Source organism: Janthinobacterium sp. SUN033, assembly GCF_030397595.1.
Taxonomy (GTDB): Bacteria; Pseudomonadota; Gammaproteobacteria; order Burkholderiales; family Burkholderiaceae_D; genus Janthinobacterium; species Janthinobacterium kumbetense.
Window position 1 is genome coordinate 400528 of record NZ_JAPQNV010000002.1, and the last position, 26923, is coordinate 427450.

A 26923-nucleotide genomic window follows, 5' to 3' on the forward strand; every position below is an offset into this window, starting at 1 on the left:
AACTGGATAAGAAGCTAAGTAGCAGCTGGAATCAGGAAAGGTCCGGGCTGGTCAAGCCCGGGCTTGAAGTTCGGCTTAAGACAGGATGCCAGCGTCGCGCAAGGCATCGCGCACGGTGGCATGGCAATTTTCAGCCAGCGGCACCAGCGGCAAGCGTATGCCGGCTGGCATCAGGCCCATTTCGGCCAGCGCCCATTTGACGGGCACCGGGTTGGGCTCGACAAACAATTTCTGGTGCAAAGGGAACACTTTGTTATTGATGGCAATCGCCGTGGCGCGCTCGCCCGCCATGGCTGCCACGCACAGTTCGTGCATGGCGCGCGGCGCAACGTTGGCCGTCACGGAAATGTTGCCGTGGCCGCCGCAGAACATCAGCGCCATGGCCGTCGGATCGTCGCCCGAGTACACGGCGAAGTCCGCTGGAACCAGGCGCAGCAGGTCGATGCCGCGGCCGATATTGCCGGTCGCATCTTTCACGCCGACGATATTCGGGATGGCGGACAGGCGCACGATGGTCTCGTTGCTCATGTCGGCAACCGTACGGCCAGGCACGTTGTACAGGATGACGGGAATGTCGACGGCTTCGGCGATGGCCTTGAAGTGCTGGTACATGCCTTCCTGGGTAGGACGGTTGTAGTACGGCACCACTTGCAAGACAGCATCGGCGCCCGCTTCTTTCGCGTAGCGCGTCAGTTTGATGGCCTCGGCCGTGGAGTTGCCTCCGGCGCCGGCGATGATAGGAATGCGTCCCTTGGCATGTTCGACGGTCAACTGGATCAGTTCGCAGTGTTCTTCCACGCTGACTGTTGCCGATTCGCCCGTCGTGCCAACGATGACGATGCCGTCCGTACCCTCGGCGATATGCCAGTCGATCAGCTTGCGCAGACCTGGAAAGTCCAGACTGCCGTCTGCGTGCATCGGGGTGACGATTGCTACAATGCTGCCCTTGATCATAGTAAGTTTATAGCGCCGATAAATAAAACAACGATTGTAGCGGATAGCCCGCGCCTGTGGTGCATTCTGACATAGTATGGCCGCTCAAAACGTCGGCAGCAGGGCTGCCAACCGTGGAAAATCCGGCCGGACGGCGCAAATTCGTTGCACCAGAGCAGCTTTTGGCTGTTCCACGCGCCCATCCTCATACGCTACCACACGCAAGCCGTGCTGCACCGCCCAGGTCAGCATTTCGCCTTCCTTCAGCAGGAATTTCGGATTCGACGGCTTGCCGAACTGTTCATTGCCCTCGGCAAACGTTTCATACAGCAACACGCCATCGGGCGCCAGGCTGGCCACCATGGCGTCCAGCAGCGGCCGGTGCAGATAATTGGTGACGACGATGCCGGCAAAGCGGCCGGGAGCGAAAGGCCACACGGCGCCCGGCGCTTCCAGGTCCACCAGCGAGGTGGTGATGCCCGTGCCAGCCGCCTTTTCCAGCATTTCCGGATCATGGTCGAGCGCGATCACGGGGTGGCCCAGGCTTACCAGGTGGCGCGCGTGGCGGCCTGCGCCGCAGGCCAGGTCCAGCACCTCGCCGCCCGGGATCAGGGGCGCCCAGCGGCGCAGCCAGCCGGAAATCGCTTCGGTTTCTAATATTGGTTCAGTTGCTTGCATCGGTACTTCCATCAATTATGTGCGTCCATCCAGTTGCGGGCATCAAGTCAATATCGTCGTCAGGGGCGTGACCAGGGTGACAAAAATGCCGATGACAAATTCGATCGCCGCCAGCAAGGCGCGGTTCAAGATGCCCGTGTACATCAGCAGCACCAGGGCGCCGAAGACATACAGGCTGTAGCGCTCGATGCTGGCGTAAGGGCGCGCCAGCTGCATCGGCAGCAAGCCCGTCATGATGCGTCCGCCATCGAGGGGCGGCACGGGAATCAGGTTAAAGACGAACATGGCCGCATTCACGCTGACGCCGGCGCCCGCCATCTTGCGGAAAAACATGCCCATTTCCGTCGGCGGCAGGACGCTGAGCACGACAAAGGCGATCATCCAGCCCAGGCCCATGACGAAATTGGCGCCAGGCCCGGCAAACGCCACCCAGGCCATCTGCTTCTTCGGATTGCGCAGGCGGCTGAAATCGACGGGCACCGGCTTGGCATAGCCGAACGGCACCTGGATCGTGAAATACAGCATCAAGGGCAGCAAGATCGTGCCGAAAGGGTCGATATGCCGCATGGGATTGAGGCTCAGCCTGCCCTCGTTCGAGGCCGTGGGGTCGCCGAAATAGCGGGCCGCGTAGCCGTGCGCCGCCTCATGCAGGGAAATGGCAAACAGCACCGGCACCAGGTAGACCGCAACGGTCTGGACTATCGTATTGAAATCGCTCATGACCGCGATTCTACCAGAGCAGTCCCAGCCCCTTTCTTACGTTGTCATTAAGAACAGGTGAAGACCGGCGCCAGTACGGGCGCGCAATGCCGCCTACAAACCCAGCACGGCCGGGTCGCCCCGCCCCACACGCACCACTTCCGGCTCCGGCCCCGTCAGGTCGATCACGGTGCTGGGACCATGCGCGCAGACGCCGCCGTCGACGATCAGGTCGACCAGTTTTTCCAGCCGCTCGCGGATCGTGTCGGCATCCGTCAGGCTGTCTTCGTCGCCCGGCAAGGTCAATGTCGCGCCCAGCAGGGGCTGGCCCAGCTCTTCCAGCAGGCATTGCACGATGCGGTGCTGCGGCACGCGCAGGCCGATGGTCTTGCGCGAAGGATGGCTGAGGCGGCGCGGCACTTCCTTCGTCGCTTCCAGGATGAACGTGTAGGCGCCGGGCGTGGCCGCCTTGAGCAGGCGAAACTGGCGGTTGTCCACGCGGGCGTACACGCCCAGCTCGCTCAAGTCGCGGCACAGCAAGGTCAAATGGTGCTTTTCATCCACGCCACGGATGCGGCGCAGGCGCTCGACGGCGCCCTTGTCGTCGAGCTGGCACACGAGCGCGTAGCAGGAGTCGGTGGGCAAGGCCACCACGCCGCCGGACTGGATGATCTGCGCCGCCTGCTTGATCAGGCGCAATTGCGGATTGTCGGGGTGAATATGAAAAAATTGACTCATGTGTAAGCGTTCTGGCGAACCAGCTTGTTAAGTTGGCATTATTGTACGCTGCGCAGCGCGGCGATGCGTTGTTCCAGCGGTGGATGGGTGGCGAACAGCGCGCCCCAGCCGCCATTGCCGCCGCTGATGCCCAGCGCCTGCATCGATTGCGGCAACTCGCCCGGCGGCACGCCGCCCAGGCGGGCCAGCGCATGCATCATCGGCGTGGGGCTGCCCAGCAGCTTGGCGGAACCGGCGTCGGCGCGGAATTCGCGCTGGCGCGAGAACCAGGCCACGATGATGGAAGCGAGCAAGCCGAAGATCACTTCGCACACCATCACGGTCACAAAGTAACCGATGCCGCGTCCGCCGCCTTCGCGGTTGTTATTTTTCAACAGGACATTGTCGACAAAGAAACCTACCACGCGGGCCATGAAGACGACGAAGGTATTCACCACGCCCTGGATCAGGGTCAAGGTCACCATGTCGCCATTCGCGACGTGGGCGATCTCGTGGCCCAGCACGGCTTCCACTTCATCGCGGTTCATGCTTTGCAGCAAGCCCGTGGACACGGCCACCAGCGCCGAATTCTTGAAGGCGCCCGTGGCGAACGCATTCGCGTCGCCTTCGTACACGGCCACTTCCGGCATGCCGATGCCGGCCCGCTCGGACAGCGCGCGCACGGTATTGACCAGCCACAACTCCGTCGACGACGTCGGATTGTCGATCACGCGCGCGCCCGTGCTCCACTTGGCCATGGGTTTGCTGATCAACAGCGAAAAGATCGAGCCCGTGAAGCCCACCACCAGCGAAAACACGAGCAGGCTGCCCAGGTTCAGGGTACTGCCGCGCGCCGGATTGCCCACGCCCAGCAAACTGAGCACGAGCGACAGCACCAGCATCACGGCCAGGTTGGTTGCAATAAACAGGACGATACGTTTCATGGGCGATGGCTCCGGAAAACAAGAATAACTAAAAGATAAGTATGCAGTCGCGACTTTTCAAGCCCGCGCGGCAGGCGCAGGCCAGCCGCGCCCTAGAACCAGTCGTGCCAGATTGGCGTGACATTCGATGGCAATGGCGGCAACATGGCAAAATCCACGCGCGACTCGCCCGGCGCATGGAAATCCGTGCCGCGCGAGGCGAGGAAGCCGTAGGCATTGGCCAGCTGCGCGTATTCCGGATACTGGTCCGGACTGTGGCTGCCCGTGACGACTTCGATGGCCACGCCGCCGAGTTGCTTGAATTCATCGAACAGCACGCCTTGCGCCATGTCGCTGAAGCGGTAGCGGCCCGGATGGGCGATGACGGCCACGCCGCCCGCGCCGCGGATCCAGCCGACCGCTTCAGCCAGGGTGGCCCAGCGATGCTCGACGTAGCCCGGCTTGCCTTCCGACAGGTATTTCTTGAACACGTCGGGGATGTTCGCGCATTTGCCCGTTTCCACGATGTAGCGGGCAAAGTGCGTGCGCGACATCAGGTCCGGGTTGCCGACGAATTTCAAGGCCCCTTCATAGGCGTCGGGGATGCCGGCCAGGTCCAGCTGGCGGGCGATTTCGCGGCCGCGCGCGTCGCGCCCCGAACGCGTGCGGTGCAAGCCCTGCACGAGACCCGGATTGTTTTCATCGACTTGCAAGCCGACGATGTGCACGGTTTCGCCGGCCCACGTGATGGAAATTTCCACGCCGGCCACGAAGCGCATGCCCAGGTCCAGCGCGGCCGTGCGCGCGGCGGCGACGCCGGACACTTCATCGTGGTCCGTCAGCGCCCACACGTCCACGCCCGCCTTGCGCGCGTAAGCGGCCACGGCGGCCGGTGACAGCACGCCGTCGGAGATATTCGAATGACAATGCAGGTCGACTTTAAGCATGTGAAAACAATACCCTGCACGGGCTCAGCATGGAAGAAGTTTTCATTGTACGCTGCTTGGCCAATCGCGCTGCAGCGTTCCCGACACACATCAGGCCAAAAACGCTTCCACCAGGCGCGCCAGTGCCTGCGGTTGATCATGATGCAGCATGTGGCCCGCATCCGCCATCATCTCGCAGCGCACATCCTTGATGCAGGCCAAACGCCGGTCGATTTCGATGCGCGCCTGTTCCTTTGGCCCCATCCATTGCCACATATTCGTGTCATCGGCCTCCACCCACAGCACGGGCGCCGTGATGCGGCGCCAGCACGCCATCACTTCTTCCACCTGGTACAGGATGGGATTGACCCGCTTGTGCTGCGGGTCGCCCAGGATGTCCCACTCGCCCGCCTCGTTGCGCGCCGACCAGTGTTCGGCCAGGAAGGCCGCGCGCTCGTCCGGCAGGCGCGGATTGGTCTTTTGCAGGCGCTCGGCCACGGCGCGCTGCGAAGGATAGCTGCGCATGGCGGGCGGCTCGCGCAATTCGTCCAGCCACTTGGCGTAGCGGCCCGGCGCCTGCTCCGGCTGCGTTGCCATCATGCCGAAGCCTTCCAGGTTGATGAAGCGGCTGATGCGCTCCGGGCGCACGCCCGCGTACAGTCCGGCCACGTTGGCGCCCATGCTGTGGCCCAGCAGGTTGACGGGCGCATCCGGCGAATAATGCAGCAGCATGGCGTCCAGGTCCGCCAGGTAGTCGGGGAACCAGTAGGTGTCCGATTGCGTGTAGTCGCTCAGGCCAAAGCCGCGCCAGTCGGGCGCGATCACGTGCCAGTCGCCCTGCAACTCGTCGACGACGAACTGGAACGAAGCGGCCACGTCCATCCAGCCGTGCACCATGAACAGGATGGGCGCGCCTTCGCGGCCCCAATGGCGCACATGCGTACGGGCGCCGCGGATGTTGATGAATTCGGAACGGGAAAGTTTCATGGGTTTCATCGGATGCCTGCCTTGAAAGTGGCGCAGATGGCGCCACATGCTGTGTCTGTAGATAGGGCGCACATAAAAGTACGACCGTTCGATAATTATACCGGATTAGCGGCCGGCGCTCGGACTTGCCCTGCAACAGCGTAAAATAGCGCAAAACTTCCGCGTCCGGCCGTGCCCGGCGCTTCCACCACCGCCACAGGCTAACGATGACACTCTACCAATTGGGCGCCGATGCGCCGCTGATTGATGCTTCCGCTTTTGTTGCCGACACGGCCAATGTGATCGGCAAGGTCACGCTGGAAGCGAATACGTCCGTATGGTTCGGCGCCACGATCCGCGGCGACAACGAACGCATCACGGTGGGCGCCAACAGCAATGTGCAGGAAGGCGCCGTGCTGCACACGGACCCGGGCTACCCGCTGGACATCGGCCGGAACGTGACCATCGGCCACCAGGCGATGTTGCATGGATGCACGATCGGCGATGGCGCCCTGGTCGGCATCCAGGCCGTGATCCTGAACGGCGCGAAGATCGGCAAGGGCTGCCTGGTCGGCGCGGGCGCCCTGGTCACGGAAGGCAAGGAATTTCCCGACAATATGCTGATCCTCGGCTCACCGGCGAAAGCCGTGCGGGCCCTGACGGCAGACGATATCACCAGGCTACAAGGCAACGCCGTGAACTATGTGCAGCGCGGCCAGCTATTTAATACGCAACTCAAGAAGATTGGATAAAAGAATGACGACTGAAACCACAGGCGCTGTCAGCGCAGCCCTTCCGGGCCAGGATACCCTGCAAAAATTTATTTTCGACAATGCCGCCGTGCGCGGCCAGTTCATCGACGTTTCGACCACGTGGCAGGAAGTGGTGTCGCGCCACGCCTACCCGACGGCCGTGAAAAAAGTGCTGGGCGAAATGGTGGCTGCCGCCGCCCTGCTGTCGGCCAACCTGAAATTCAACGGTTCCATCATCATGCAAATCCATGGCGACGGCCCCGTGCGCCTGATGGTGGTCGAGTGCGACTCCGACCTGCGCCTGCGCGCCACGGCCAAGCTGGACCCGGACGCCACCATTCCCGACGTGGCCACCGTGCCGCAATTGCTCAACGCCACGGGCAAGGGCCGCTTCATCATCACCCTGGACCCGGCCGACAAGGTGCCGGGCCAGCAACCGTACCAGGGCATCGTGCCGCTGGACGGCGACGACATGGCCACCGTGATCGAAAACTACATGTTGCGTTCGGAACAGCTCGACACCCGCCTGTGGCTGGCCACGGACGACAGCGTCTCGCGCGGCCTGCTGCTGCAAAAGCTGCCCCACCATGGCGGCAAGGCCGAAGCGACGCCCGTGTCGGAAGAAGACGCGCTGGACACGTGGAACCGCGCCGTGATGCTGGCGTCGACCCTGAAAGAGGCGGAAATCCTGTCGACGGACATCGATACCCTGATGCAGCGCCTGTTCTGGGAAGAGACGATCCGCGTCTTCGACCCGCTGCACCCGAGCTTCCATTGCACTTGCACGCGCGAAAAAGTGGGCAATATGCTCAAGATGCTGGGCGAGGAAGAAGTCAACAGCACCCTGGAAGAAGTGGGCCAGGTGGGCGTGAACTGCGATTTCTGCGGCCAGCACTATGAATTCGACAAGGTCGATTGCGCGCAGCTGTTCATCACGGATGCGCCGGCCGAAGTCTTGATCCCCCCTGCGGCAAGTATTAACTAATTGTAATAATCCCCGCGCCGCCCCTCAGGCGGCGCAATTGTTTCTGCTGTCATCTTCCCGTCATCAGTTCGTCATCAGCCCGTCACGCGCCGCCGTTACGCTGCGCAGCTTGTATTACTTCCAATACTTTCCACAGGCTGATGATGAATACCCACTTGACGCTGGCCCTGCGCCGCCATTCCTTCCATGTGTTGCTGGGCGCTTGCGCCGCAGGCCTCTCCTTGCCGGCCCTGGCGCAAACGGCCGTCGCCGCCGCCGTGGCGTCCTCCGCCACCGACATGGCCGCCGCCCCCGCTGCCGATGACAATGCTCCGATGGCCACCGTGGAGATTTCCTCGCGCAAGACGCGTTCTTCCGTCGCCCTGAGCAAGAATGAAATCCAGAAGATCCTGCCCGGCACGAATCCGTTAAAGGCCCTGCAAACCTTGCCTGGCGTCAGCTTCCAGACGGCCGACCCGTGGGGCAACAACGAGCAAAACCTGTCGCTGTTCGTGCATGGTTTTTCCGGCCAGCAACTGGGTTACACCATGGACGGCGTGCCGCTGGGCGACCAGCAATACGGCAACTACAACGGCCTGTCGCCGCAGCGCGCCGTGATCAGCGAAAACGTGCGCAGCGTCGTGCTGTCCTCGGGCGCGGGCGACCTGGCCACGGCGTCGACCAGCAACCTGGGCGGCACCATCGAAACCTATTCCAGCGACCCGCTGGCCACGCAGGGCGCCAGCGTGCAGCAAACGGTGGGCAGCCACCGCACGTCGCGCACGTTTGCCCGCTATGACACGGGCGCCTTCGGCGATGGCAGCAGCGCCTATTTTTCCATCCTGCACCATGAAGCGCGCGCCTGGGACTTCGATGCGCGCCAGGGCGGCGACCAGTTCAACGCAAAATACGTCAACCGCAGCGAGGCGGGCAAGCTGACCCTGTTCTTCAATTACTCGGACAAGATCGAGCCGAACGAAGACAGCACCGTGCACGTGGCGGGCGAAACGAGCGCGCCATACACGCGCCCCTTCCTGTATCCGGACTTCAAGGCGGCCCTGAATTACCTGTCGCCGACGGGCGCCACGCCTGCCGCGGACGGCAACAATTACCGCAACTACTACAGCGATGCGCAGCGCACCGACTACCTGGCCTACGCCAAGTTCGACGCCAACCTGGCCGAAGGCATGACGTGGTCGAACCAGGTGTATTACCACAAGGATGACGGCGCGGGCGTGGTGGCCGGCCCCATCGGCGTGGCAGGCTTGCCGGGCCTGTTCAGCGTGTACTACCCGAAGCAGAACCTGAAACAGGTGTTCGGCAACTCGGGCTACGCCGTGCGCACGACGGAATACGACATCAAGCGGGGCGGCTTCCTTTCCACCCTGCGCAAGGAAATCGGCAATCACCAGCTGGAAGCGGGCCTGTGGCTGGAACAGAACCGCTCGTCCGCCTACCGCCGCTGGTATGCGCTGGACGTCAACAACCCGACGTCGCCGTACGACCGCCCCAGCAATCCCTTGATCACGCAGTACGGCAGCGAGATCGACAACAAGGTGGTGCAGCTGCACCTGCAGGATGAATGGCGCATCCGCCCCGATATCGCCCTGCAAGCCGGCTTCAAGTCCAGCCTGCAATTTGCCGATGGCCAATTCCCCGTGCAGCCGGCCAAGGGCGCCATCGCCGGCGGCTCGACGGCCTTGCCGGTCGGCACCATCAACACGAAAAAATGGTTCTTGCCGCAAGTGGGCGCGCGCTGGGATTTCACGCCGCAAGACCAGCTGTACTTCAATATCCAGAAAAACATGCGCCAGTTCGTCACCTATGGCGGCGGCGGCGCGTCGCCATGGAGCTTGTCGAGCCAGGCAGCCTTCGACCTGTTCAAGCGCGACGCCAAGCCGGAAACGGCCCTCACCTATGAAGTGGGCGTGCGCGGCAGCCACCCATTGAGCCTGGGCGCCATCACGGCCATCGATGGCCAGGTCAACGTCTACCACGTCGATTTCAGCAACCGTTTGCTGCAGATCAGCCCAACGCCCGTGATTTCCTCCATCATTGGCGGCAACCCCGTGCTGGCCAACGTGGGCAGCGTGCGCACGGACGGCATCGATATCGCCGGAACCGTTCACTTCGGCAATAATTTTTCGTTCTACAATGCCCTGTCGTACAACCGCTCGCAGTACGCGGACAATTACAACAATGGCGCCGCGCTGGTCTTGACGGCGGGCAAGAACGTGCCAGGCTCGCCTGAATGGCTGAACAAGTTTGTTGCTTCGGCCACGGTTGGCGATATCGAAGTGCAACTGACGGGAGACTATGTGGGCAAGCGCTACGCGACGTACACCAACGATTTGTCCGTCCCCAGCTATTTCCTGATGGGCCTGGGCGTGTCGGGCAAGCTGCCGGCCCTGGCCGGCTGGCTGAAAAATCCGCGCTGGCGCGTGAATGTGAGCAACCTGGCCAACCGCGAAGGTTCGCTGAACGTGGTGGTGGGCGCCGCAGACAAGACCTACAACACCTTCCCCATCGCCCCGCGCCAGGGCTTCCTGACCCTGACGGCGGACTTCTGATGCGTACGCCCATCCTCCCGCAGCGGCATTTTTCGCGCCGCAACTTCGTCCGGGCGGCCGCCGGCGGCCTGGCCCTGGCGGCCGCGCCCGGCTTTGCCGCCGGCCTGCTGGCCACGCCACCGTCGCGTCCGCTCGTCTTCGCGCACCGTGGCGCCAGCGCCCTGCGTCCCGAGCATACGCTGGCGTCGTACGCCAAGGCCATCCTCGACGGCGCCGATTACGTCGAGCCGGACCTGGTCGCCACGCGCGACGGCATTTTGGTGGCGCGCCATGAAAGCAATCTGGTCGACACCACCGACGTGGCGCGGCGTCCCGAGTTCGCCAGCCGGCGCGGCAAGAAACTGGTCGACGGCGAATGGCACGAAGGCTGGTTCGTCGACGATTTCACCTTGGCGGAATTGAAAACCCTGCGCGCCATCGAACGGCTGCCGAAAGTACGTACCGGCAACACCTTGTACGATGGACAATTCCAGATCCCGACCTGGGAAGAAATCATCGATTTTGTTGCAGCGCAATCGGCCGCCAGCGGCCGCATCATCGGCCTCGTGCCCGAGCTGAAAAGCTCGACGTATTTCCGCGATGCGGGCCTGGCGCTGGAAGACCGTTTCCTGTCGACCATGCTGGCGCACGAATACACGCGCCGCGCGCCGATCGAGATCCAGTCCTTCGAAGTGGCGAATTTGAAATACCTGCGCGACAAGCTGGGACGGCGCGCCAACGTGCGCCTGATGCAACTGGTGGTGGGCGGCGACGTGCGCCCCATGGACGTGGCCAAGGCGGGCGGCAAGCTGACCTTCGGGCAAATGATCACGCCGGCCGGCCTGCGCGACATCGCCGCCTACGCGGACGTGGTGGCGCCGCCCACGCGGGGCGTCATCCCGCTGGGCGCCGACCAGCGCCTGGCCAAGCCCTCATCCATCGTCGACGATGCGCACCAGGCGGGCTTGCTGCTGCACACGTGGACCTTCCGTCCGGAAAACCGTTTCCTGGCGGCCGACTTCCGCGACGGCAATGGAGAAAACGCGCGCAACGAAGCGGGATCCGTGGCGGAAATGCGCCGCTATATCGAGACGGGACTGGACGGCTTTTTCAGCGACGATCCCGGTTTGGGACGCATCGCCGCCGGATAAACATTTCGTAACAAATTCTTTTCCAGGGCGTGGCCAGCGGCTACGCCCTTATTATGTGTTTCTTGAATTTCTGAAATTGGAATTTGGAATTAGACATATATCGCGAACTCCATTATTGTGCAATGCAACAACAGACCATTCATGGAGGGCATATGTCCACTTTTACCAACACCTACAGCAACGACAACGACAACTACTTCAGCAACCTGGGCCGCGCCACGCGCGCCTTTCTGGGAGCCCTGCTCGCTTCCAAGCCATACAGCGAACTGGCGCAGAAGGAAGTCATCGCCACCCCGACGACCAGCGCCGACGACGAGCGCTATGTGCGTCCAAGCAAGCGCGATTTCGCCCTGTTGAACTCGGAAGCGAACCGCTACGAAAAACTGATGCCGAATCTGGCAGCCGAACTGCGCTTCCTCGCTTCGCGCGGCTAAAAAAACGCCCAAGGCGGCGTTGCCTGCGCCTTGCTGTACGTTCGTACTGTCTTCGGCTTGGCGCCTGGCCCTGGACGTTTTTTTATGCTGACTAAACGCCTGTCCAAAAGTGCGTTGCCTGCGCCTTGCCGTACGTTCGTACTGTCTTCGGCTTGGCGCCTGGCCCTGGACGTTTTTTACCTAAATAATTATTAACAAGGAATTTTTATGATATTTCTCGAAACCGTACTGGTAAGTGTGGCCGTCGTGGTCACCGGCATCCATTTTTACCTGATCACGACAGGCAAAGCCCGTTTCTGATCGGCAAGCAGCAAGCAATCGCACCACGCCGCGCCATGCGGCCAATCGTGTGCAGCAGTACAAGGTAATAAGTACAAGGAAGTAAAGTGATATGTCAGCCTGGCAATCGGTCCAGGCTGGCAAGCGGGAAGTGATCCGTACTCAGTGGGGCGCTGCGGCGTCCACCGGCGTTTCCAGCAGTGGCGGGGTCTGGCCCTTGCGCACGATCTGCACGAAAATCTCATTCTGTTTGACCATGCCCAGCTCATAGCGGGCACGCTCTTCGACGGCGCCCGTACCATCCTTCAGGTCGCGCACTTCGGATTCGAGCTTGGCGTTGCGCGCCTTCAATTCCATATTCTTTTTATTGGCCACCGCCACTTGGGCTTCCATGTCGGCAACACGCAGCCAGCCGCCTTTACCCAGCCAGAGGGGAAATTGTATCAACAGCAGCAGGGCTGCCAGGGCGAGCGTAATCAGGCGCATGGGACATTCAGTTAACAAACCGGCCGGATATCTCCGGCCGGCCAGTGGGTTTTACATCAGCTTACTTCAGATTATAGAACGCATCGCGGCCAGGGTAGCTGGCGATGTCGCCCAGGTCTTCCTCGATACGCAGCAGCTGGTTGTACTTGGCCATGCGGTCCGAGCGCGACATCGAGCCGGTCTTGATCTGCAGGGCGTTCGTGGCAACGGCGATATCGGCGATGGTCGAGTCTTCCGTTTCGCCCGAGCGGTGCGAAATGACGGCCGTGTAGCCGGCGCGCTTGGCCATTTCGATGGCGGCGAAGGTTTCCGTCAGGGTGCCGATCTGGTTGATCTTGATCAGGATCGAGTTGGCGATGCCTTTCGAGATGCCTTCTTTCAGGATCTTGGTGTTGGTGACGTACAGGTCGTCGCCGACCAGTTGCACTTTCTTGCCCAGTTCCTTGGTGAGGATCGCCCAGCCGTCCCAGTCGCCTTCGTGCATCGCGTCTTCGATCGAGATGATCGGGTACTTGTCGCACCAGGTCGCCAGCAGGTTGGTGAACTCGGTGGCCGTCAGGCTCAGGCCTTCGCCTTCCATTTCGTACTTGCCGTTCTTGTAGAACTCGGACGCGGCGCAATCGAGGCCGATGGCGATCTGCGTGCCTGGCTCGTAGCCTGCTTCTTCGATGGCCTGGATGATCAGCTTGATGGCTTCTTCATGGTTGGCCAAGGATGGCGCGAAACCGCCTTCGTCGCCCACGTTGGTGTTCAGGCCCTTCTTGTGCAGGATCTTTTTCAGCGTGTGGAACACTTCCGCGCCGTAGCGGACGGCTTCCTTGAACGACGGGGCGCCCACAGGAATGATCATGAATTCCTGGATGTCCAGGTTGTTGTCGGCGTGCGCGCCACCGTTGATGACGTTCATCATCGGCACCGGCATCTGCATGGCGCCCGAACCGCCGAAATAGCGGTACAGCGGCAAGCCGGCTTCTTCGGCGGCAGCCTTGGCGACAGCCATGGACACGGCCAGGATGGCGTTGGCACCCAGGCGCGATTTGTTTTCCGTGCCGTCCAGGTCGATCAGGGTACGATCCAGGAAAGCCTGCTCATTGGCGTCCAGGCCCATGATGGCTTCGGAGATTTCGGTATTGATGTTTTCGCATGCCTGCAGCACGCCCTTGCCGAAGTAGCGCTTGGCGTCGCCATCGCGCAATTCCACGGCTTCGCGCGAACCGGTCGACGCACCCGACGGTACGGCCGCACGGCCCATCACGCCCGATTCCAGCAACACATCGCATTCGACGGTCGGGTTACCGCGCGAGTCCAGGATTTCGCGACCGATAATATCAACAATAGCACTCATGTCATTCTCCAAAGTTAAGCGTAACAGGGGGCTGCACACTGCGTTCTGATGCGCAATTGCACAAAGGGGCAAAGAAACTCCCGGCGGGAACCATCTGGCCGGGAGCTGTCTTACGGGTAATACTGTCGCGATCGACCGCGTTATTGCGCAGCGGCGTTGGCTTCTTTGTGCGCCAGCGCTGCCTTGATGAACGAGGTAAACAACGGATGGCCGGTGCGTGGCGTCGACTTGAACTCGGGATGGTATTGCACGCCCATATACCATGGGTGGGCATTTTCACCCGTGCGTGGCAATTCCATGATTTCGCACAAATCTTCGCTCGGCGTGCGGGCCGAGACGATCAGGCCAGCCGCTTCGACACGGGCCAGGTAATGATTATTGGCTTCGTAGCGATGACGGTGACGCTCGGTCACCACGCTGCCGTAGATCTCGGCGGCGAGGGTGCCCGGATTGACGGCGCAGGTCTGCGCGCCCAGGCGCATGGTACCGCCCAGGTCCGAGTTTTCATCGCGCAACTCGACTTTACCATCGTGGTTTTGCCACTCATTGATCAGTGCAACGACAGGTTGATCCGTATCAAGGTCGAACTCGGTCGAATTCGCGTTCGGCATGCCTGCCTTGTTGCGCGCGTATTCGATCAGGGCCACTTGCATGCCCAGGCAGATGCCCAGGTAAGGGATCTTGTTTTCACGGGCGAACTGGGCCGCCTTGATCTTGCCTTCCACACCGCGCTTGCCGAAGCCGCCCGGTACCAGGATGGCATCGTACTTGCCCAGGTTGTCGCAACCGGTCGTTTCGATTTCTTCCGAATCGATGTACTCGATGTTGACGCGGCTTTCCGTGTGGATGCCGGCGTGGCGCAGCGCTTCGATCAGCGACTTGTACGACTCGGTCAGCTCGACGTACTTGCCGACCATGCCGACGGTCACTTCCGCCTTCGGGTGCTCCATCGTGTAGATCAACTTGCTCCAGATCGACAGGTCGGCCGGTGCAGGATCGAGGTCCAGCGCGTCGCAGATGATCTTGTCGAGGCCCTGGTCGTGCAGCATTTGCGGCACTTTGTAGATGGTGTCGACGTCCCACACGGAAATGACGGCGTCTTCCTCGATGTTCGAGAACAGCGAGATTTTCGCGCGCTCGTCTTCCGGGATGGCGCGGTCGGCGCGGCACAGCAGCGCATTCGGCAAGATGCCGATTTCGCGCAGCTTTTGCACCGAGTGCTGGGTCGGCTTGGTTTTCAGTTCACCGGCCGAGGCGATGTAAGGCACCAGGGTCAGGTGGACGAAGGCCGTGTTCTTGCGGCCGGCGCGCAGGCTCAGCTGGCGTGCCGCTTCCAGGAATGGCAAGGATTCGATATCGCCGACGGTGCCGCCGATTTCGCACAGGGCCACGTCGTAGCCTTCGGCGCCACGGCGGATGTAATCCTGGATTTCATTGGTGATATGCGGAATCACCTGCACGGTCTTGCCCAGATATTCGCCCCGGCGTTCCTTGCGGATCACCGATTCATAGATCTGGCCAGTGGTGAAGTTATTCACCTTTTTCATGCGGGTGGAGATGAAGCGCTCGTAGTGACCGAGGTCGAGGTCGGTTTCGGCCCCGTCATCGGTGACGAATACTTCACCGTGTTGCATAGGGCTCATCGTGCCAGGATCGACGTTGATATACGGGTCGAGCTTGAGCATGGTGACTTTAAGGCCGCGCGATTCGAGGATCGCGGCGAGGGAGGCGGCGGCAATCCCTTTTCCAAGGGAAGACACAACGCCACCAGTGACGAAGACAAATTTGGTCATTGCAGATGGTGCCGAACGGCACGTGCGGGAAATTGAAATTATACACTAAAGCCCGCCTGCGTCGCTCCCCGCGCACGGAAATTTGCGCCAAATACCGACTATCCCTCCCCCTCCTGCTGTCTACGCGCAACAAAATTACCCAATAACAATAATTGAAATATTTCCAATTCCATATGTTGTGTGGGCGAGCGAACAGACCCTGCCGCGCCCCGGCGGCAGACTGGGATTTTTCAACAGGAGGTCCATCATGAGCTACGAAGAACGCGACGCCTACGGCATGTATGTCAACCGCGGCCACAAAGGCCCCGGCCCTGAACTGATGGGCGCCGACACCCTGATCGGCGACCATGTGCACAATGCCAAGGATGAACACCTGGGCGAAATCAAGGAAATCATGCTCGACATGCGCAGCGGCAAGATCGCCTACGCCGTCATGTCGCACGGCGGCGTCTTCACCATCGGCGAAAAGCTGTTCGCCGTGCCGTGGGAAGCGCTGCTGCTCGACACCGTCAACAAGCGCTTTACCCTCAACGTCGACAAGGAGCGCATCGAAAACGCCCCCGGCTTCGACACGGATAACTGGCCGAACATGGCGGACAGCGCTTGGGCGACGTCGATCCATAGCTATTATGGAACGACGCCGCGCGAGTATTAATTAAGCCAAGGCGCGGGGCTTGGGCCTGCTTTAAAAGCGGTACTCCAGCCCTGCCACATACGTCCTGCCCCGCGCCGTGCTCAGCGGCGTATTCTCCTGCGACTGCGACGGCATCGAGTTCAGGCGGTTCAGCGCTTCCGAGAAATCCTTGTTCATGGCGTTTTGCACGGACAGGCGCAGGAACAGGTTCTTGCTGACCTGGTAGCTCGCATACAAGTCGATCACGGCCGGGATCTTCGGATTGTCGGCCTTGAGCACTTCCCCCGTCGCTTCATCGGCGTCATTGTCCGGCGACAGGCGGCGGTTCGAGCCCGTGTGCTTGAGGATGGCGCCCACTTCCAGCTTGTTGTCCAGCAAACGCGTGCCCACGTCGAGGTTGTAGTACACGCTGGGCAGTTCGCTGATGTCGGCCGCGCCAAACCAGGCGCTGGCGATCGACGTGGGCTGGCGCGTCGTTTCGCGCGTGTACGACAGGCGCGCATACGCCGGCCCCAGGTGATATTGCGCTTCCAGTTCCCAGCCGCGTGTATACACGGGCGTGGCCGAGTTGATGTAGATATACATATTGGTCACGTATTCATCCACATTCTGCCAGTCCTTGGCGATCACTTCCGCGATATTGCACTTGCGCCCGCTGTCGCACACGAGGAAGGACTGGCTGGTGATATAGCCGTCGATCTTGCTCTTGAAATACAGGGCCTTGAAGTTCAGCGCATCGTTGGCGCTCAGCAAGCCATGCAGGCTGGAATTGAAACCCAGCTGGTAGGTGCTGGCCCGCTCGCCCTTCAGGAAGGGGTTCATCGACGCCCCGCCGTCATTCGAGAAAAATACTTCCTGCGGATTCGGCCCGCGCATGGTGCGCTCGGCGCTGGCAAACGGCTGGAACCACGGCGTCACCTGCGCGGAAACGAGCAGCGAGGGATTGATGCCATGCTCCTTCAACGCAATATTGCTTGCCCCTTGCGGGAAGCACTGCACGCGCAAGTCGCAGGGGGGCTTGTGACCCGTCAAATCAAAGTGCGTGTAGTTGAGGCCCGCATTGACTTGAACAATGCCGCGGTTGTATTGCAGGCCCGCATACAGGCTGTTGATCTTTTGCACGCCCTCGGGGCCGAACGTATTGTTTTCGATCGATTGCTGGTTCGCATCCGGGTTGTCCGGATCGTCGACCAGGCTTTCCACGTGCTTGCTGTATTTATTACGCATCAGCTTGCCGCCGATGGTCACCAGCGCATCGCCGCCGGCCAGCCTGAAGCTGCTGGTGTTGTTGATGTCGACCGCGTCGGCGCGGTTGGCCGCATTCGTGTTGATGAAATTGGTCAGCGCCTCGGGCATGTATTTCTGGTTGCCGCGGCTGCTGCTGGCCACCACATTGAGGTCGATCAACTCGGAAAACGGCGTGTAGTGATATTTTACGTAGTAGTCATCGCTGTGGATGTCGCGGCGCGTAAACGTGCTGCGGTAATCGCGTGCCGACAGTTCCAGCGCATGGAAGTCGCTCAATTTGAGGTCCAGCTTGAGCAATTGCGACTTGGGCTTTTGCTTGTAATAGCGGTTGTAGCCGAAACCGAATTCCTCGCTGTTGACACCCTTCGCATTCTTGTAGTTGTTGCCGATCACGCTCGCACTGGTGGCGGCCATGAAGCCCACGCTGCCGCCATCGAAGGCGGGGTTTTTCATGGCCACGGCCAGCATGGCGCTGCGGCCCACGCCGTTATTACCGGTCCACATCTTCGTGCGCGCTCCTGTCTTTTCCCCGGCGAAGACGACGTCATCGACGCCGATGGTGCGGAAATTGGCGCTGCCGGCCAGCGCATTGACGCCGTCGCCGCCGACGACATTGCCACGCGACACATCCACGCCGATGATGAAATTCGGGTCGATCAGCGCGCCGAACTGGCTGCTGGGCACGCCGCCGTGCGACACGGACGACGGCGCGCTGCCATAGTAATTCTGGCTCACGCCATCGACCATCATGTTGACGCGCCCCAGGCCCGACAAGCCGCGGATGTTGACGCTGACGGCGCCCTGCGCCGGATCGATCTGGGTAAACGTGCCCGGCATGCTGCGCACGATCTGGTCCACGGGCTGCAAGCGCGTATCGGCCCCGCGCGCGCTGACGGCGCCCGGCTTTTCCAGCGCCTGCCGTTCCGCAGGTACCGTTTCACCCGATACATTCAGCGGCGAGAATTCCACCTTGCCACTGTCTTGCGCCTGTTGCGCCCATGCCTGCTGCGCGAGCAAGGCCATGCAGATGCCCACGGCCTGCGTCATTGTCTTGATATGCATACACCCTCGATTTGTTATGTTATTGAAAAATTTGAAATTCAGCTGGCGTCGAGCTTGAACGACACGGGCAAGGTCACCGTCACCGTGCCCTGGCGCAATACGTTGTCGGGCGGCGCCGGCAGCGGCTGCGCGCGCTGCAGCACTTGCAAGGCTTCGCGGTCGAGCAGCACCGTGCCCGACGACGTGACCAGCTCGCTGGCCAGCAATTTGCCGTCGCGGTCCACCTGGAAGCGCACCCAGGCGGCGCCAGCCCGCTTGCGCTGGCGCGCATCGCCCGGATAACGCTTGAAGTGCGCCAGGTGGCCAAGCACCTGGCTTTGCCAGCTGGCCGGCGCCGCGCTGCTTGACGGCGTGTCGCTGTTGAACGGCGCCGCCTGCGGACCGCGCACGGCGGCCGGCGCCGGCGTGGCGCTGCTGCTGGCCTGCGCGGGCACGGAGGCTTCCTTCGCGGCATCCTTGCCCGGCTCCGCCGACGGACTGGCCGCCGCCTTTTCCTCTTTTTCCGCCGCGACGATCTCCGGCGCGGCGGCGCGCGCCAGCACCGGCAGCGCCTCTTGCTTGATTGCACTCTTTGGCGGCCGGGCGGCGCTGGACGCGGCCGACTGGCGCGCGCCCACGGCGTGCGCCACCTGCGTCTCCGGCGACATCGCTTGCGCGGCAAAGACCACCATCACGCTGGCCGCCGGATTGGCGGGCGCCACGGCGACGGGCTGCCAGCCGGCCCACAGCAGCAGCGCCAGCGCCGCGGCCACCACCAGCGACGTGGCGATGCCCCAGCTCAATAGGGGGCGCGGCGCCGGCCCGGACTGCGGACTCACCCGCCCTCCCGGCCGACCAGGCCCACTTTCAGATAGCCGGCCTGGCGCAGGGCATCCATGACGCCCAGCACGTCTTCATACGCGGCTTGCTTGTCGGCCTGGAAAAACAGGGTGCGCTGGCGGTCGCCGCCCGTTTGCGCGTCGAGCAGGCTGCCCAGCTGCTCGCGCGCCACGGGAGACTCGCCCAGGTACAGGCTGCGGTCCGCCTTCAGCGACACGAACAACGGTTTCTCGGGACGGGGTTCGGGCTTGGCCGTGGCGGCCGGCAAGTCGATTTTCAAGTCGACCGTGGCCAACGGCGAGACGACCATGAAGATGATCAACAGCACCAGCATCACGTCGATGAAGGGTGTGACATTGATCTCGCTCAACTCCGGCATGTCGGCCGTGTCGTCGTACTGGGAGGGAAACAGGGAAGCCATGGCTCAGGCCTGCTGGCGCGTGTCGAGGTCGCGGCTCAGCATCAGCAGCACTTGCGCGGAAGCGGCGCGCAACTGCGCCTTGTACTGGTTGATGCCACGGCTCAAGACGTTATAGATGACGACGGCGGGGATCGCCGCCACCAGGCCCAGGGCGGTGGCCAGCAAGGCTTCCGCGATGCCCGGCGCCACGGTGGCCAGGTTCGTGCTCTGGCTGACGGCGATGCCGATAAAACTGTTCATGATGCCCCACACGGTGCCGAACAGGCCGACGAACGGCGCCACGGCGCCTATGCTGGCCAGCAAGCCGATGCCTTGCGTCATGGCGCGCACCTGCTGCGCAATGAACTGTTCCTGGCGAAAGCCGGCCCGCTCCTTCAGGGCCGCCGCCGGCGCGCTGGCGTGCGACAGACTCAGTTCTTGCTGTACATCAGCGAGCAACTGTTGCGCCAGCGAAATGGCTCCTGCGCCCTCCACTTTGACGGCCGCGTCCGGCAAGGAGGTGGCCGTCTTCAGCATGGCGACGGCGTGCGCCGCCTCGCGCCGGGCTTGCAGCAAACTGGCGCCCTTCACCAGCAAGACCACCCAGGTGGCCAGCGCGGCGACCAGCAAACCGATGAGCACGCTTTTGACGATCTGGTCGGCGGCGAAAAACATGCCCAGCGGCGACATGTCATGGGGTAAGGCGGACGCTTGCGCGGTGGCCTGCAACAGGGAAAGAACGACACCGCAGCTGGCGGCTTTGATACGGAACAAGGGGATACGCATGAGAACTTTGACAGGTAACAGGCATGGCTGCGCCAACGGCGCGCACGCGCATGCAAAAAAATCGGACGAACTACCTGGCTGCCATGGGGGAGCTTGCTGGGGGAGAGTGCCGGGCTGACCGCCCGGCGGAGGTGAAACGGCTTACTTGGCGCTGGCGACGGCGGGCGCGACAACCGGCGTGAACCAGACGAAATCCGCCTGGGGCGCCAGCACCGTGGCGCCCTGCTGTGCCAGGACCAGCACCAGCGGCGCCGGGCCGCCCGTCAAGTCCTGCACGTGCAGCGGCACGCCCAGGTCCTTGTGCGCATGGTAGGCGCCGGCGATCAGCACGGCCGGCGCGGGCGCGGCCAGCAGGCGCTCGGCCATGCGGCGGTCGCGCTGCTGCTGCACCGACAGCATGGCGGCCAGGCGCGGCTCGTCGATCTGGTTGTCATGCATGACGCGGATGATGTCTTTCAGTTTCTCATGCACCCTGCCATCGTTGGCCAGGTTCGAATGCTTGCCCTGCACGGCTGGCTTGTCGATAAACAATTGCTTGATTTCGCTGCGGTCCAGGTTGGCCGACCAGACGGGATACGGCGCACGCATCACGGTCATCACCAGGTCGCCATATTGCGCCCACTTCCAGCTGGGCTGCCAGGCCAGCAGCTCGGCCACGTGTTCGGGGCGCACGACGGGGTCCGTCTGCAGCCACGGCTTGACCTTGTCCACCTTGGCTTGCTGGTCCGGGTTCAGCATTTCCAGCAACACGCTGCCTTGCGGACGCTGGCCCTGCAATTGCTGCAGCAGCCATTGCTCGATCTGGTGATGGCTGAGCTGGTCATGCTGTTCGCCCACGATGACCCGGGGCGCGGCGGCCAGCTGGGCCAGCAATTGTTCGGCAGTCACGCGCTGGCCGCTGCGCAAGTCGACGATTTCGCCCAGCTGGCGCACGTCTTGCGCAGCGGACGCTGCGGCGGCGCCGGTGGCAGCGTCCGTCGCTGGCGCCACGCTGCTGCAGGCGCTCAGCGCCAGCACACAGGCGGGCAGGACTGCGGAGAAGGACAGGGGGAATTTCATGGCATGGCCTTTCGGGGTCTGAGCTGCGGGTCAAACTGTTGCAAAATAGGTATAGGCGGGCATTCTAATAGAAATGATTCTCATTTACAACCAAAGCGCGGCGAACCATGCGGATTTTTTTACAACTGGCAAAAAATCAATATGGTGCTTCGGTGAAATCCCCGGGCGCGGAGTAGAATAAAAAAAACGGAGGACTTGCGTGAATCAAACTGACCAGTTGGCGGTACTGAAAAAACCGCTGCCCGTATCCCTTGCTGCCGTACTTTCCCTGATCTTTGCCGACCGCTTTTCCATGACGCAAGCCATGCGCGCACACCATGGCCGCGACGAGTCGAGCTATCCCCCCATGCTGCCGGACGCCGTCATTTTCGCCCATTCCACCGAGGAAGTGGCGGCCGCCGTCAAGCTGTGCAGCGCGCACGACGTGCCCGTCATCGCCTACGGCAGCGGCACTTCGCTGGAAGGCCACGTGCTGGCCCTGCATGGCGGCGTGACAATTGATCTGTCGCAAATGAACCAGATGGTAGCAGTGCATAGTGAAGACTTGACGGCCACCGTGCAGGCGGGCGTCACGCGCAAGCAGCTGAACGAGGAGCTCCGCGACACGGGCCTGTTCTTCCCCATCGACCCGGGCGCCAATGCCTCGCTGGGCGGCATGGCCGCCACGCGCGCCTCGGGCACGAACGCCGTGCGCTACGGCACCATGCGCGAAAACGTGCTGGCCCTGACGGTGGTGACGGCCGATGGGCGCATCATCAAGACGGGAACCAGGGCAAAGAAATCGTCGGCCGGCTACGACCTGACGCGCCTGTTCGTCGGCAGCGAAGGCACCCTGGGCATCATCACGGAAGTGACGGTGAAACTGTATCCGCTGCCGGAAGCAATCTCGGCGGCCGTGTGCTCGTTCCCCGGCACGGGCGAGGCCGTCAGCGCCGTGATCCAGACCATCCAGATGGGTATTCCCGTGGCGCGTGTCGAGTTTCTCGATGAAAACGGCGTGAAAGCCATCAACGCCTACGACAAGATGGCCTTGCCGGAAAAACCCTTGCTGCTGTTTGAATTCCACGGCACGCCGGCCAGCGTGGCTGAGCAGGCGCAGCTGGTGCAAGCCATCGCGGCCGAACACGGCGCCAGCGATTTCGAGTGGGCAAGCCGCCCCGAAGACCGCTCGCGCCTGTGGGCCGCGCGCCACAACGCATACTTCGCCCTGCTGCAGATGCGCCCCGGCAGCCGCGCCATTTCCACCGATTGCTGCGTACCCATTTCGCGCCTGGCCGAATGCATCCTCGCCACCCAGGCCGATTGCGAAGCGCAAGGCCTCGTCTACGCCATCATCGGCCACGTGGGCGACGGCAACTTCCACGTGCAGATGCTGGTCGACCCGGACGACCCAAACGACATCGCGCGCGCGGAAAAGGTCAACGGCGACATGGTCACGCGCGCCATCGGCATGGACGGCACGTGCACGGGAGAACACGGCGTGGGCATGCACAAGATGGCCTTTCTCGTGGAAGAACATGGCGAGGGCGCCATCGACACCATGCGCGCCCTGAAACACGCGCTGGATCCGAAGAACATCATGAATCCGGGCAAAATCGTGCGCTGGTAATCAGGCCGTCCATTCCATGCGCATCGGCACGAAGGCGATGCCGCCCGTCTCCACCTTCGGCCCCGTGGCGACAAAGCCCAGGCTTTCGTACAGGGGCAAGGCATAGGCCGAGGAATTGACGGTAAACGCCGTGACCTTCCCCCTGGCCAAGGATGCATCGCGGGCCGCCCGCCACAGACGGCGCGCCATGCCGCGCCGGTGCAGCGCGCGCGGCACGAACATGTGGAACAGGTGCGTGTTGTCGCGCATGGCCACCACGCCGGCCAGTTCGCCGTCGATGTGCGCCAGCTGGTAATGATAGTTGGATAGCGACAGGTAATTTTCGATGGCCGGCTGGCGGCAATGTTCGATGAACTTTTCCGCCCCCACGCCGTCCGGGTGCAGGGTCAAAAAAGGCATCAAGTCGTCGATCAGGGCGACGATGGCGGGCGCGTCGGCGACCAGGGCGGGACGCAGTGTCGGTTCGGGCAAAGTAGTCATATGATAATCATGCCACCGCCTGGCCGACATTGACAAGCATCAACAGAAATCGCGGCTGCTGGTCCTCAAACGCCCCAGCAGATGCGACATGTCGACCAGGCGCTTGGCCACCAGGTTGCGCACCAGCCCCTCGCGCTGCCACACGCCGTACACGCCCAGCAGCGGCGCGCTCAGCACTTCGCGGCGCTGGCTTTCCACCAGGTCGGGCCAGACGATGACGTTGACCGTGCCCGTCTCGTCTTCCAGGGTCATGAAGATGACGCCCTTGGCCGTGCCCGGACGCTGGCGCACGGTGACGATGCCGCAGGCGCGCGCCAGCTGGCCATCCGTGTAGCTGGCCAGCGCGGATGCCGGCAGGAAACGCTGCTCCAGCAATTGCCTGCGCAGCAGCGCCAGCGGGTGGCGGCCCAGGGTCAGGCCTTGCGCGCGGTAGTCGCTGACGATGCTCTCGCCTTCCGTCGGCGCGGCCAGCACGGGCAAGTCTTCCTCTGGCGTGGTGACGCGCAGCAAATCCCTGTCGGGCACGGCGCCGGCCGCCTGCCACAGCGCCGCGCGCCGGTGCCCGGCCAGCGCGTGCAGCGCGTTGCCTGCCGCCAAGACCTGCAAGTCATGACGATCCAGGCCGCCACGCCGCGCCAGGTCGGCCACGTCGACGAAGGCGGCGATGGCGCGCGCATCCTCGATGCGCCTGGCCGCCTCGGCGCGCATGCCGAACAGGCTGTTCAAGCCCAGGCGCACGGCGGGCGCGGGGTCTTGCCCTGCTTCCAATGCCGCCTCCCAGCCGCTGACGGTCACGTCGACGGGCAGCACTGGCACGCCATGCCGGCGCGCATCCTGCACCAGTTGCGAGGGGCTGTAAAAACCCATGGGCTGGCTGTTGAGCAAGGCGCACAGGAAGGCGGCCGGTTCGTGGCATTTCAGCCAGGAACTGGCGTACGTCAGCAGCGCGAAACTGGCCGCGTGCGACTCGGGAAAACCGTATTCGCCAAAGCCTTCGATCTGGCTGAAGATGGCCTCGGCAAACTCCTTGCCGTAACCATTCTCCACCATGGCATTGACGATGCGGTCATGGTAATTGTTCATGCCGCCCTTGCGTTTCCAGGCCGCCATGGCGCGCCGCAACTGGTCCGCTTCGCCAGGCGTGAACCCGGCCGCGATGATGGCCACCTGCATCACTTGCTCCTGGAAAATGGGAATGCCCAGGGTGCGCCCCAGCGCCTTTTCCAGGCCCTTCGGATAATCGACCGGCTCTTTCTGCTGACGCCGCTGCAGATACGGATGCACCATGCCGCCCTGGATGGGGCCGGGACGCACGAGCGCCACCTCGATGACGAGGTCATAGAATTCACGGGGACGCAGGCGTGGCAGCATGCTCATCTGCGCGCGCGACTCGATCTGGAACACGCCGATGGTGTCGGCCTCGCACATCATGTCGTAGGTGGCGGAGTCTTCCGCCGGAATATCCTGCAGGCGGAGTGGCTCGCCGCGCCGCGCACTCACCAGTTCCAGGGCGCGGCGCAGGGCCGACAGCATGCCCAGCGCCAGCACATCGACCTTCATCAAGCCCAGCTCTTCCAGGTCGTTCTTGTCCCACTCGATGACGCTGCGCTCGGCCATGGCGGCGTTTTCAATGGGCACCAGGCGCGACAACTTTCCTTGCGCAATCACAAAGCCGCCCGGATGCTGCGACAGATGGCGGGGAAAGCCCAGCAATTGCTGCGCCAGGCCAGCCCACTGCTGCGACAATGCCGCTTCCGGGTCCAGCCCGCATTCGGCCAGGCGCTCCAGCAGATCGCGCTTGCCGTCGAACCAGCGGTGCGCCTTGGCCACCTTTTCCACGATGGCCAGGTCGATCCCCAGCGCCCGGCCGCTGTCGCGCAAGGCGCTTTTCGGACGGTAACTGATCACCACGGCCGCCAGCGCGGCCCGCTCGCGCCCATACTTGCCGTAGATATATTGAATCACTTCTTCGCGCCGCTGGTGCTCGAAGTCGACGTCGATGTCGGGCGGCTCGTTGCGCTCGCGCGACATGAAACGCCCGACCAATGAATTGCCGCGCGCCGGGTCCACTTCCGTGATGTGCAGGCAATAGCAGACGGCCGAATTGGCGGCCGACCCCCTGCCCTGGCACAGGATGTCTTGCGAGCGGGCAAAGCGCACGATGTCGTACACGGTCAAAAAGTAGGCTTCATACGACAGCTCCGCAATCAGTTCCAGCTCCTGTTCGACCTGCTCCTGCACGTTGGCCGGAATGCCCAGCGGAAAGCGTATGCGCGCGCCCGCATACGTTTCTTCGCGCAGATACGTCGCCGGCGTGTGGCCGTGCGGCACCAGCTCGTCGGGATAGTCATAGCGCAAGCTGTCGAGCGAGAATGTGCACAGGTCCGCGATGTGCAGGGTTTCCGCCAGCGCCTGCGGCGGATACACATTGGCCAGGCGCAAGCGCGCGCGCAGATGCTGCTCCGCGTTTTGCGCCAGCGCATACCCGCACTCGCCCACGGGCTTGCCCACGCGGATCGCGCACAGGGTGTCGAGCAGCGGCTTGCGCGAACGCACGTGCATGCACACATGGCCGACAGCCACCACGGACAAGCCCAGCGCCTGCGCGGCGTCCTGCACGGCGCTGCGGTGGGCGTCATCCTGCGCCCGCTGCAGCAAGTTCAAGCCTATCCAGCTGCGCTCGCCGCCAAAGGTGGATAGCATCCACGCCCCCTGCGCGCGCAGCGTCGCAGGCTGGGCCGGATAGCCAGGCAGCAAGATCATCAAACAGCCGGGCAGCCCTTGCAAATGGGCAAACTGCGCCGACGGCGCGGCGAAATCGTCGGGCGTCAACAGATAGCGGCCCTTGGCCGCCCGCGTGCGCGCCATGGTGATCAGTTCCGACAAGTTGCCGTAACCATCGGCATCGCGCACCAGCGCCAGCAGGGACGGCCCCGGGCTGCCGTCGGCCTGCGTCAAGTGAAAATGCGCGCCGATAATCAGGGGAAAACCGGCCCGCTTGGCCGTCGCATGCGCGCGCACGACACCCGCCAGCGAGCATTCGTCGGTAATGGCCAGCGCCCGGTAAGCAAGCTGAACAGAGCGCGCCACCAGCTCTTCCGCATGCGAGGCCCCATGCAGGAAGCTGAAATTACTCAGGCAGTACAACTCAGCATACTCGGGTAAGACTGCGCTCCCCATGATCTACCTCAATACTGTATATAAACACAGTATATTATACTCATCTGAAAA

The 26923-nt window shown here is 62.6% G+C and carries 24 protein-coding genes; 7 read left to right on the forward strand and 17 right to left on the reverse strand.

The window, feature by feature from the left end; genetic code table 11:
• Window positions 1-75: 75 nt before the first annotated feature.
• From dapA to OX460_RS10410, 7 genes are all read right to left on the reverse strand, one after another.
• Window positions 76-954, reverse strand: coding sequence for a 4-hydroxy-tetrahydrodipicolinate synthase (gene dapA, locus OX460_RS10380; RefSeq protein WP_099666950.1), 879 nt, complete (start codon window positions 952-954; stop codon window positions 76-78).
• 84 nt (window positions 955-1038) lie between these two features.
• Window positions 1039-1611 carry a class I SAM-dependent methyltransferase gene (locus OX460_RS10385; protein WP_289898594.1) on the reverse strand — a complete coding sequence of 191 codons (573 nt, stop codon included), beginning with the start codon at window positions 1609-1611 and terminating at the stop codon, window positions 1039-1041.
• A 42-nt stretch (window positions 1612-1653) separates the two neighbouring features.
• Complete coding sequence (locus tag OX460_RS10390) at window positions 1654-2331, reverse strand: site-2 protease family protein (RefSeq protein ID WP_289898595.1); 678 nt, start codon at window positions 2329-2331, stop codon at window positions 1654-1656.
• A 93-nt stretch (window positions 2332-2424) separates the two neighbouring features.
• Entirely contained in the window at window positions 2425-3048 is a 624-nt protein-coding gene (locus tag OX460_RS10395) for an L-threonylcarbamoyladenylate synthase (protein ID WP_077407642.1), read from the reverse strand.
• Between the two features lie 38 nt (window positions 3049-3086).
• Window positions 3087-3971 (reverse strand): protease HtpX, encoded by an 885-nt coding sequence (gene htpX / locus OX460_RS10400; protein ID WP_099666947.1) that lies wholly within the window; start codon window positions 3969-3971, stop codon window positions 3087-3089.
• A gap of 92 nt (window positions 3972-4063) precedes the next feature.
• Complete coding sequence (locus OX460_RS10405; RefSeq protein WP_099666946.1) at window positions 4064-4897, reverse strand: 3',5'-nucleoside bisphosphate phosphatase; 834 nt, start codon at window positions 4895-4897, stop codon at window positions 4064-4066.
• 90 nt (window positions 4898-4987) lie between these two features.
• Window positions 4988-5863 carry an alpha/beta hydrolase gene (locus tag OX460_RS10410; protein ID WP_251350382.1) on the reverse strand — a complete coding sequence of 292 codons (876 nt, stop codon included), beginning with the start codon at window positions 5861-5863 and terminating at the stop codon, window positions 4988-4990.
• Window positions 5864-6069: 206 nt separating this feature from the next.
• Between OX460_RS10410 and OX460_RS10415 the strand changes: the two genes are divergently transcribed.
• From OX460_RS10415 to OX460_RS10435, 5 genes are all read left to right on the forward strand, one after another.
• A complete protein-coding gene (locus tag OX460_RS10415; RefSeq protein ID WP_289898596.1) occupies window positions 6070-6594 on the forward strand; it encodes a gamma carbonic anhydrase family protein in 525 nt (174 codons plus the stop codon).
• A 4-nt stretch (window positions 6595-6598) separates the two neighbouring features.
• Window positions 6599-7579 (forward strand): Hsp33 family molecular chaperone HslO, encoded by a 981-nt coding sequence (gene hslO, locus OX460_RS10420; RefSeq protein WP_289898597.1) that lies wholly within the window; start codon window positions 6599-6601, stop codon window positions 7577-7579.
• Window positions 7580-7719: 140 nt separating this feature from the next.
• Complete coding sequence (locus tag OX460_RS10425) at window positions 7720-10128, forward strand: TonB-dependent receptor (RefSeq protein ID WP_289898598.1); 2409 nt, start codon at window positions 7720-7722, stop codon at window positions 10126-10128.
• A complete protein-coding gene (locus tag OX460_RS10430) occupies window positions 10128-11258 on the forward strand; it encodes a glycerophosphodiester phosphodiesterase (protein WP_289898599.1) in 1131 nt (376 codons plus the stop codon). Before OX460_RS10425 ends, OX460_RS10430 begins: the two co-directional genes overlap by 1 nt.
• Window positions 11259-11410: 152 nt before the next feature.
• On the forward strand, window positions 11411-11692 hold the full coding sequence (locus OX460_RS10435) for a hypothetical protein (protein WP_289898600.1): 282 nt from the start codon (window positions 11411-11413) through the stop codon (window positions 11690-11692).
• A gap of 441 nt (window positions 11693-12133) precedes the next feature.
• Here OX460_RS10435 and ftsB read toward each other — a convergent pair whose 3' ends face one another.
• From ftsB to OX460_RS10450, 3 genes are all read right to left on the reverse strand, one after another.
• Window positions 12134-12457 (reverse strand): cell division protein FtsB, encoded by a 324-nt coding sequence (gene ftsB, locus OX460_RS10440; RefSeq protein ID WP_035821182.1) that lies wholly within the window; start codon window positions 12455-12457, stop codon window positions 12134-12136.
• 61 nt (window positions 12458-12518) lie between these two features.
• Entirely contained in the window at window positions 12519-13802 is a 1284-nt protein-coding gene (gene eno, locus OX460_RS10445; RefSeq protein WP_070260371.1) for a phosphopyruvate hydratase, read from the reverse strand.
• A 140-nt stretch (window positions 13803-13942) separates the two neighbouring features.
• The gene (locus OX460_RS10450) at window positions 13943-15595 is read right to left on the reverse strand and encodes a CTP synthase (protein ID WP_099408972.1); all 1653 of its coding nucleotides are present in this window, start codon (window positions 15593-15595) and stop codon (window positions 13943-13945) included.
• Between the two features lie 247 nt (window positions 15596-15842).
• On the opposite strand from OX460_RS10450, the gene OX460_RS10455 reads away from it, so the two are divergent.
• Complete coding sequence (locus OX460_RS10455; RefSeq protein WP_251350379.1) at window positions 15843-16250, forward strand: PRC-barrel domain-containing protein; 408 nt, start codon at window positions 15843-15845, stop codon at window positions 16248-16250.
• Window positions 16251-16280: 30 nt separating this feature from the next.
• On the opposite strand, the gene OX460_RS10460 is transcribed toward OX460_RS10455, so the two are convergent.
• The 5 genes from OX460_RS10460 to OX460_RS10480 all read right to left on the reverse strand — a co-directional run bounded on the left by OX460_RS10460 (window position 16281) and on the right by OX460_RS10480 (window position 21603).
• Window positions 16281-18539, reverse strand: a complete 2259-nt coding sequence (locus tag OX460_RS10460) for a TonB-dependent receptor (RefSeq protein ID WP_289898601.1) — start codon at window positions 18537-18539, stop codon at window positions 16281-16283.
• Between the two features lie 38 nt (window positions 18540-18577).
• Entirely contained in the window at window positions 18578-19357 is a 780-nt protein-coding gene (locus OX460_RS10465; RefSeq protein WP_289898602.1) for an energy transducer TonB, read from the reverse strand.
• On the reverse strand, window positions 19354-19779 hold the full coding sequence (gene exbD, locus OX460_RS10470) for a TonB system transport protein ExbD (protein ID WP_289898603.1): 426 nt from the start codon (window positions 19777-19779) through the stop codon (window positions 19354-19356). The genes OX460_RS10465 and exbD overlap by 4 nt, the downstream gene beginning before the upstream one ends.
• Before the next feature lie 3 nt (window positions 19780-19782).
• The gene (gene exbB / locus OX460_RS10475) at window positions 19783-20532 is read right to left on the reverse strand and encodes a tonB-system energizer ExbB (protein WP_289898604.1); all 750 of its coding nucleotides are present in this window, start codon (window positions 20530-20532) and stop codon (window positions 19783-19785) included.
• Window positions 20533-20685: 153 nt separating this feature from the next.
• Window positions 20686-21603: a ChaN family lipoprotein gene (locus tag OX460_RS10480; protein ID WP_289898605.1), complete on the reverse strand. Its 918-nt coding sequence runs from the start codon at window positions 21601-21603 to the stop codon at window positions 20686-20688.
• A gap of 292 nt (window positions 21604-21895) precedes the next feature.
• Between OX460_RS10480 and OX460_RS10485 the strand changes: the two genes are divergently transcribed.
• A complete protein-coding gene (locus OX460_RS10485; RefSeq protein WP_289898891.1) occupies window positions 21896-23212 on the forward strand; it encodes an FAD-linked oxidase C-terminal domain-containing protein in 1317 nt (438 codons plus the stop codon).
• Here OX460_RS10485 and OX460_RS10490 read toward each other — a convergent pair whose 3' ends face one another.
• The gene (locus tag OX460_RS10490; RefSeq protein ID WP_289898606.1) at window positions 23213-23692 is read right to left on the reverse strand and encodes a GNAT family N-acetyltransferase; all 480 of its coding nucleotides are present in this window, start codon (window positions 23690-23692) and stop codon (window positions 23213-23215) included. It abuts the gene before it with no gap.
• A gap of 39 nt (window positions 23693-23731) precedes the next feature.
• On the reverse strand, window positions 23732-26872 hold the full coding sequence (locus tag OX460_RS10495) for an error-prone DNA polymerase (RefSeq protein WP_289898607.1): 3141 nt from the start codon (window positions 26870-26872) through the stop codon (window positions 23732-23734).
• Window positions 26873-26923 lie beyond the last annotated feature (51 nt).

What these genes read in the sequence shown, in the direction of transcription:
- dapA (WP_099666950.1), bottom strand. Translation starts at nt 954, where the DNA reads ATGATCAAGGGCAGCATTGTAGCAATCGTCACCCCGATGCACGCAGAC.
- OX460_RS10385 (WP_289898594.1), bottom strand. Translation starts at nt 1,611, where the DNA reads ATGCAAGCAACTGAACCAATATTAGAAACCGAAGCGATTTCCGGCTGG.
- OX460_RS10390 (WP_289898595.1), bottom strand. Translation starts at nt 2,331, where the DNA reads ATGAGCGATTTCAATACGATAGTCCAGACCGTTGCGGTCTACCTGGTG.
- OX460_RS10395 (WP_077407642.1), bottom strand. Translation starts at nt 3,048, where the DNA reads ATGAGTCAATTTTTTCATATTCACCCCGACAATCCGCAATTGCGCCTG.
- htpX (WP_099666947.1), bottom strand. Translation starts at nt 3,971, where the DNA reads ATGAAACGTATCGTCCTGTTTATTGCAACCAACCTGGCCGTGATGCTG.
- OX460_RS10405 (WP_099666946.1), bottom strand. Translation starts at nt 4,897, where the DNA reads ATGCTTAAAGTCGACCTGCATTGTCATTCGAATATCTCCGACGGCGTG.
- OX460_RS10410 (WP_251350382.1), bottom strand. Translation starts at nt 5,863, where the DNA reads ATGAAACTTTCCCGTTCCGAATTCATCAACATCCGCGGCGCCCGTACG.
- OX460_RS10415 (WP_289898596.1), top strand. Translation starts at nt 6,070, where the DNA reads ATGACACTCTACCAATTGGGCGCCGATGCGCCGCTGATTGATGCTTCC.
- hslO (WP_289898597.1), top strand. Translation starts at nt 6,599, where the DNA reads ATGACGACTGAAACCACAGGCGCTGTCAGCGCAGCCCTTCCGGGCCAG.
- OX460_RS10425 (WP_289898598.1), top strand. Translation starts at nt 7,720, where the DNA reads ATGATGAATACCCACTTGACGCTGGCCCTGCGCCGCCATTCCTTCCAT.
- OX460_RS10430 (WP_289898599.1), top strand. Translation starts at nt 10,128, where the DNA reads ATGCGTACGCCCATCCTCCCGCAGCGGCATTTTTCGCGCCGCAACTTC.
- OX460_RS10435 (WP_289898600.1), top strand. Translation starts at nt 11,411, where the DNA reads ATGTCCACTTTTACCAACACCTACAGCAACGACAACGACAACTACTTC.
- ftsB (WP_035821182.1), bottom strand. Translation starts at nt 12,457, where the DNA reads ATGCGCCTGATTACGCTCGCCCTGGCAGCCCTGCTGCTGTTGATACAA.
- eno (WP_070260371.1), bottom strand. Translation starts at nt 13,802, where the DNA reads ATGAGTGCTATTGTTGATATTATCGGTCGCGAAATCCTGGACTCGCGC.
- OX460_RS10450 (WP_099408972.1), bottom strand. Translation starts at nt 15,595, where the DNA reads ATGACCAAATTTGTCTTCGTCACTGGTGGCGTTGTGTCTTCCCTTGGA.
- OX460_RS10455 (WP_251350379.1), top strand. Translation starts at nt 15,843, where the DNA reads ATGAGCTACGAAGAACGCGACGCCTACGGCATGTATGTCAACCGCGGC.
- OX460_RS10460 (WP_289898601.1), bottom strand. Translation starts at nt 18,539, where the DNA reads ATGCATATCAAGACAATGACGCAGGCCGTGGGCATCTGCATGGCCTTG.
- exbD (WP_289898603.1), bottom strand. Translation starts at nt 19,779, where the DNA reads ATGGCTTCCCTGTTTCCCTCCCAGTACGACGACACGGCCGACATGCCG.
- OX460_RS10480 (WP_289898605.1), bottom strand. Translation starts at nt 21,603, where the DNA reads ATGAAATTCCCCCTGTCCTTCTCCGCAGTCCTGCCCGCCTGTGTGCTG.
- OX460_RS10485 (WP_289898891.1), top strand. Translation starts at nt 21,896, where the DNA reads ATGACGCAAGCCATGCGCGCACACCATGGCCGCGACGAGTCGAGCTAT.
- OX460_RS10490 (WP_289898606.1), bottom strand. Translation starts at nt 23,692, where the DNA reads ATGACTACTTTGCCCGAACCGACACTGCGTCCCGCCCTGGTCGCCGAC.
- OX460_RS10495 (WP_289898607.1), bottom strand. Translation starts at nt 26,872, where the DNA reads ATGGGGAGCGCAGTCTTACCCGAGTATGCTGAGTTGTACTGCCTGAGT.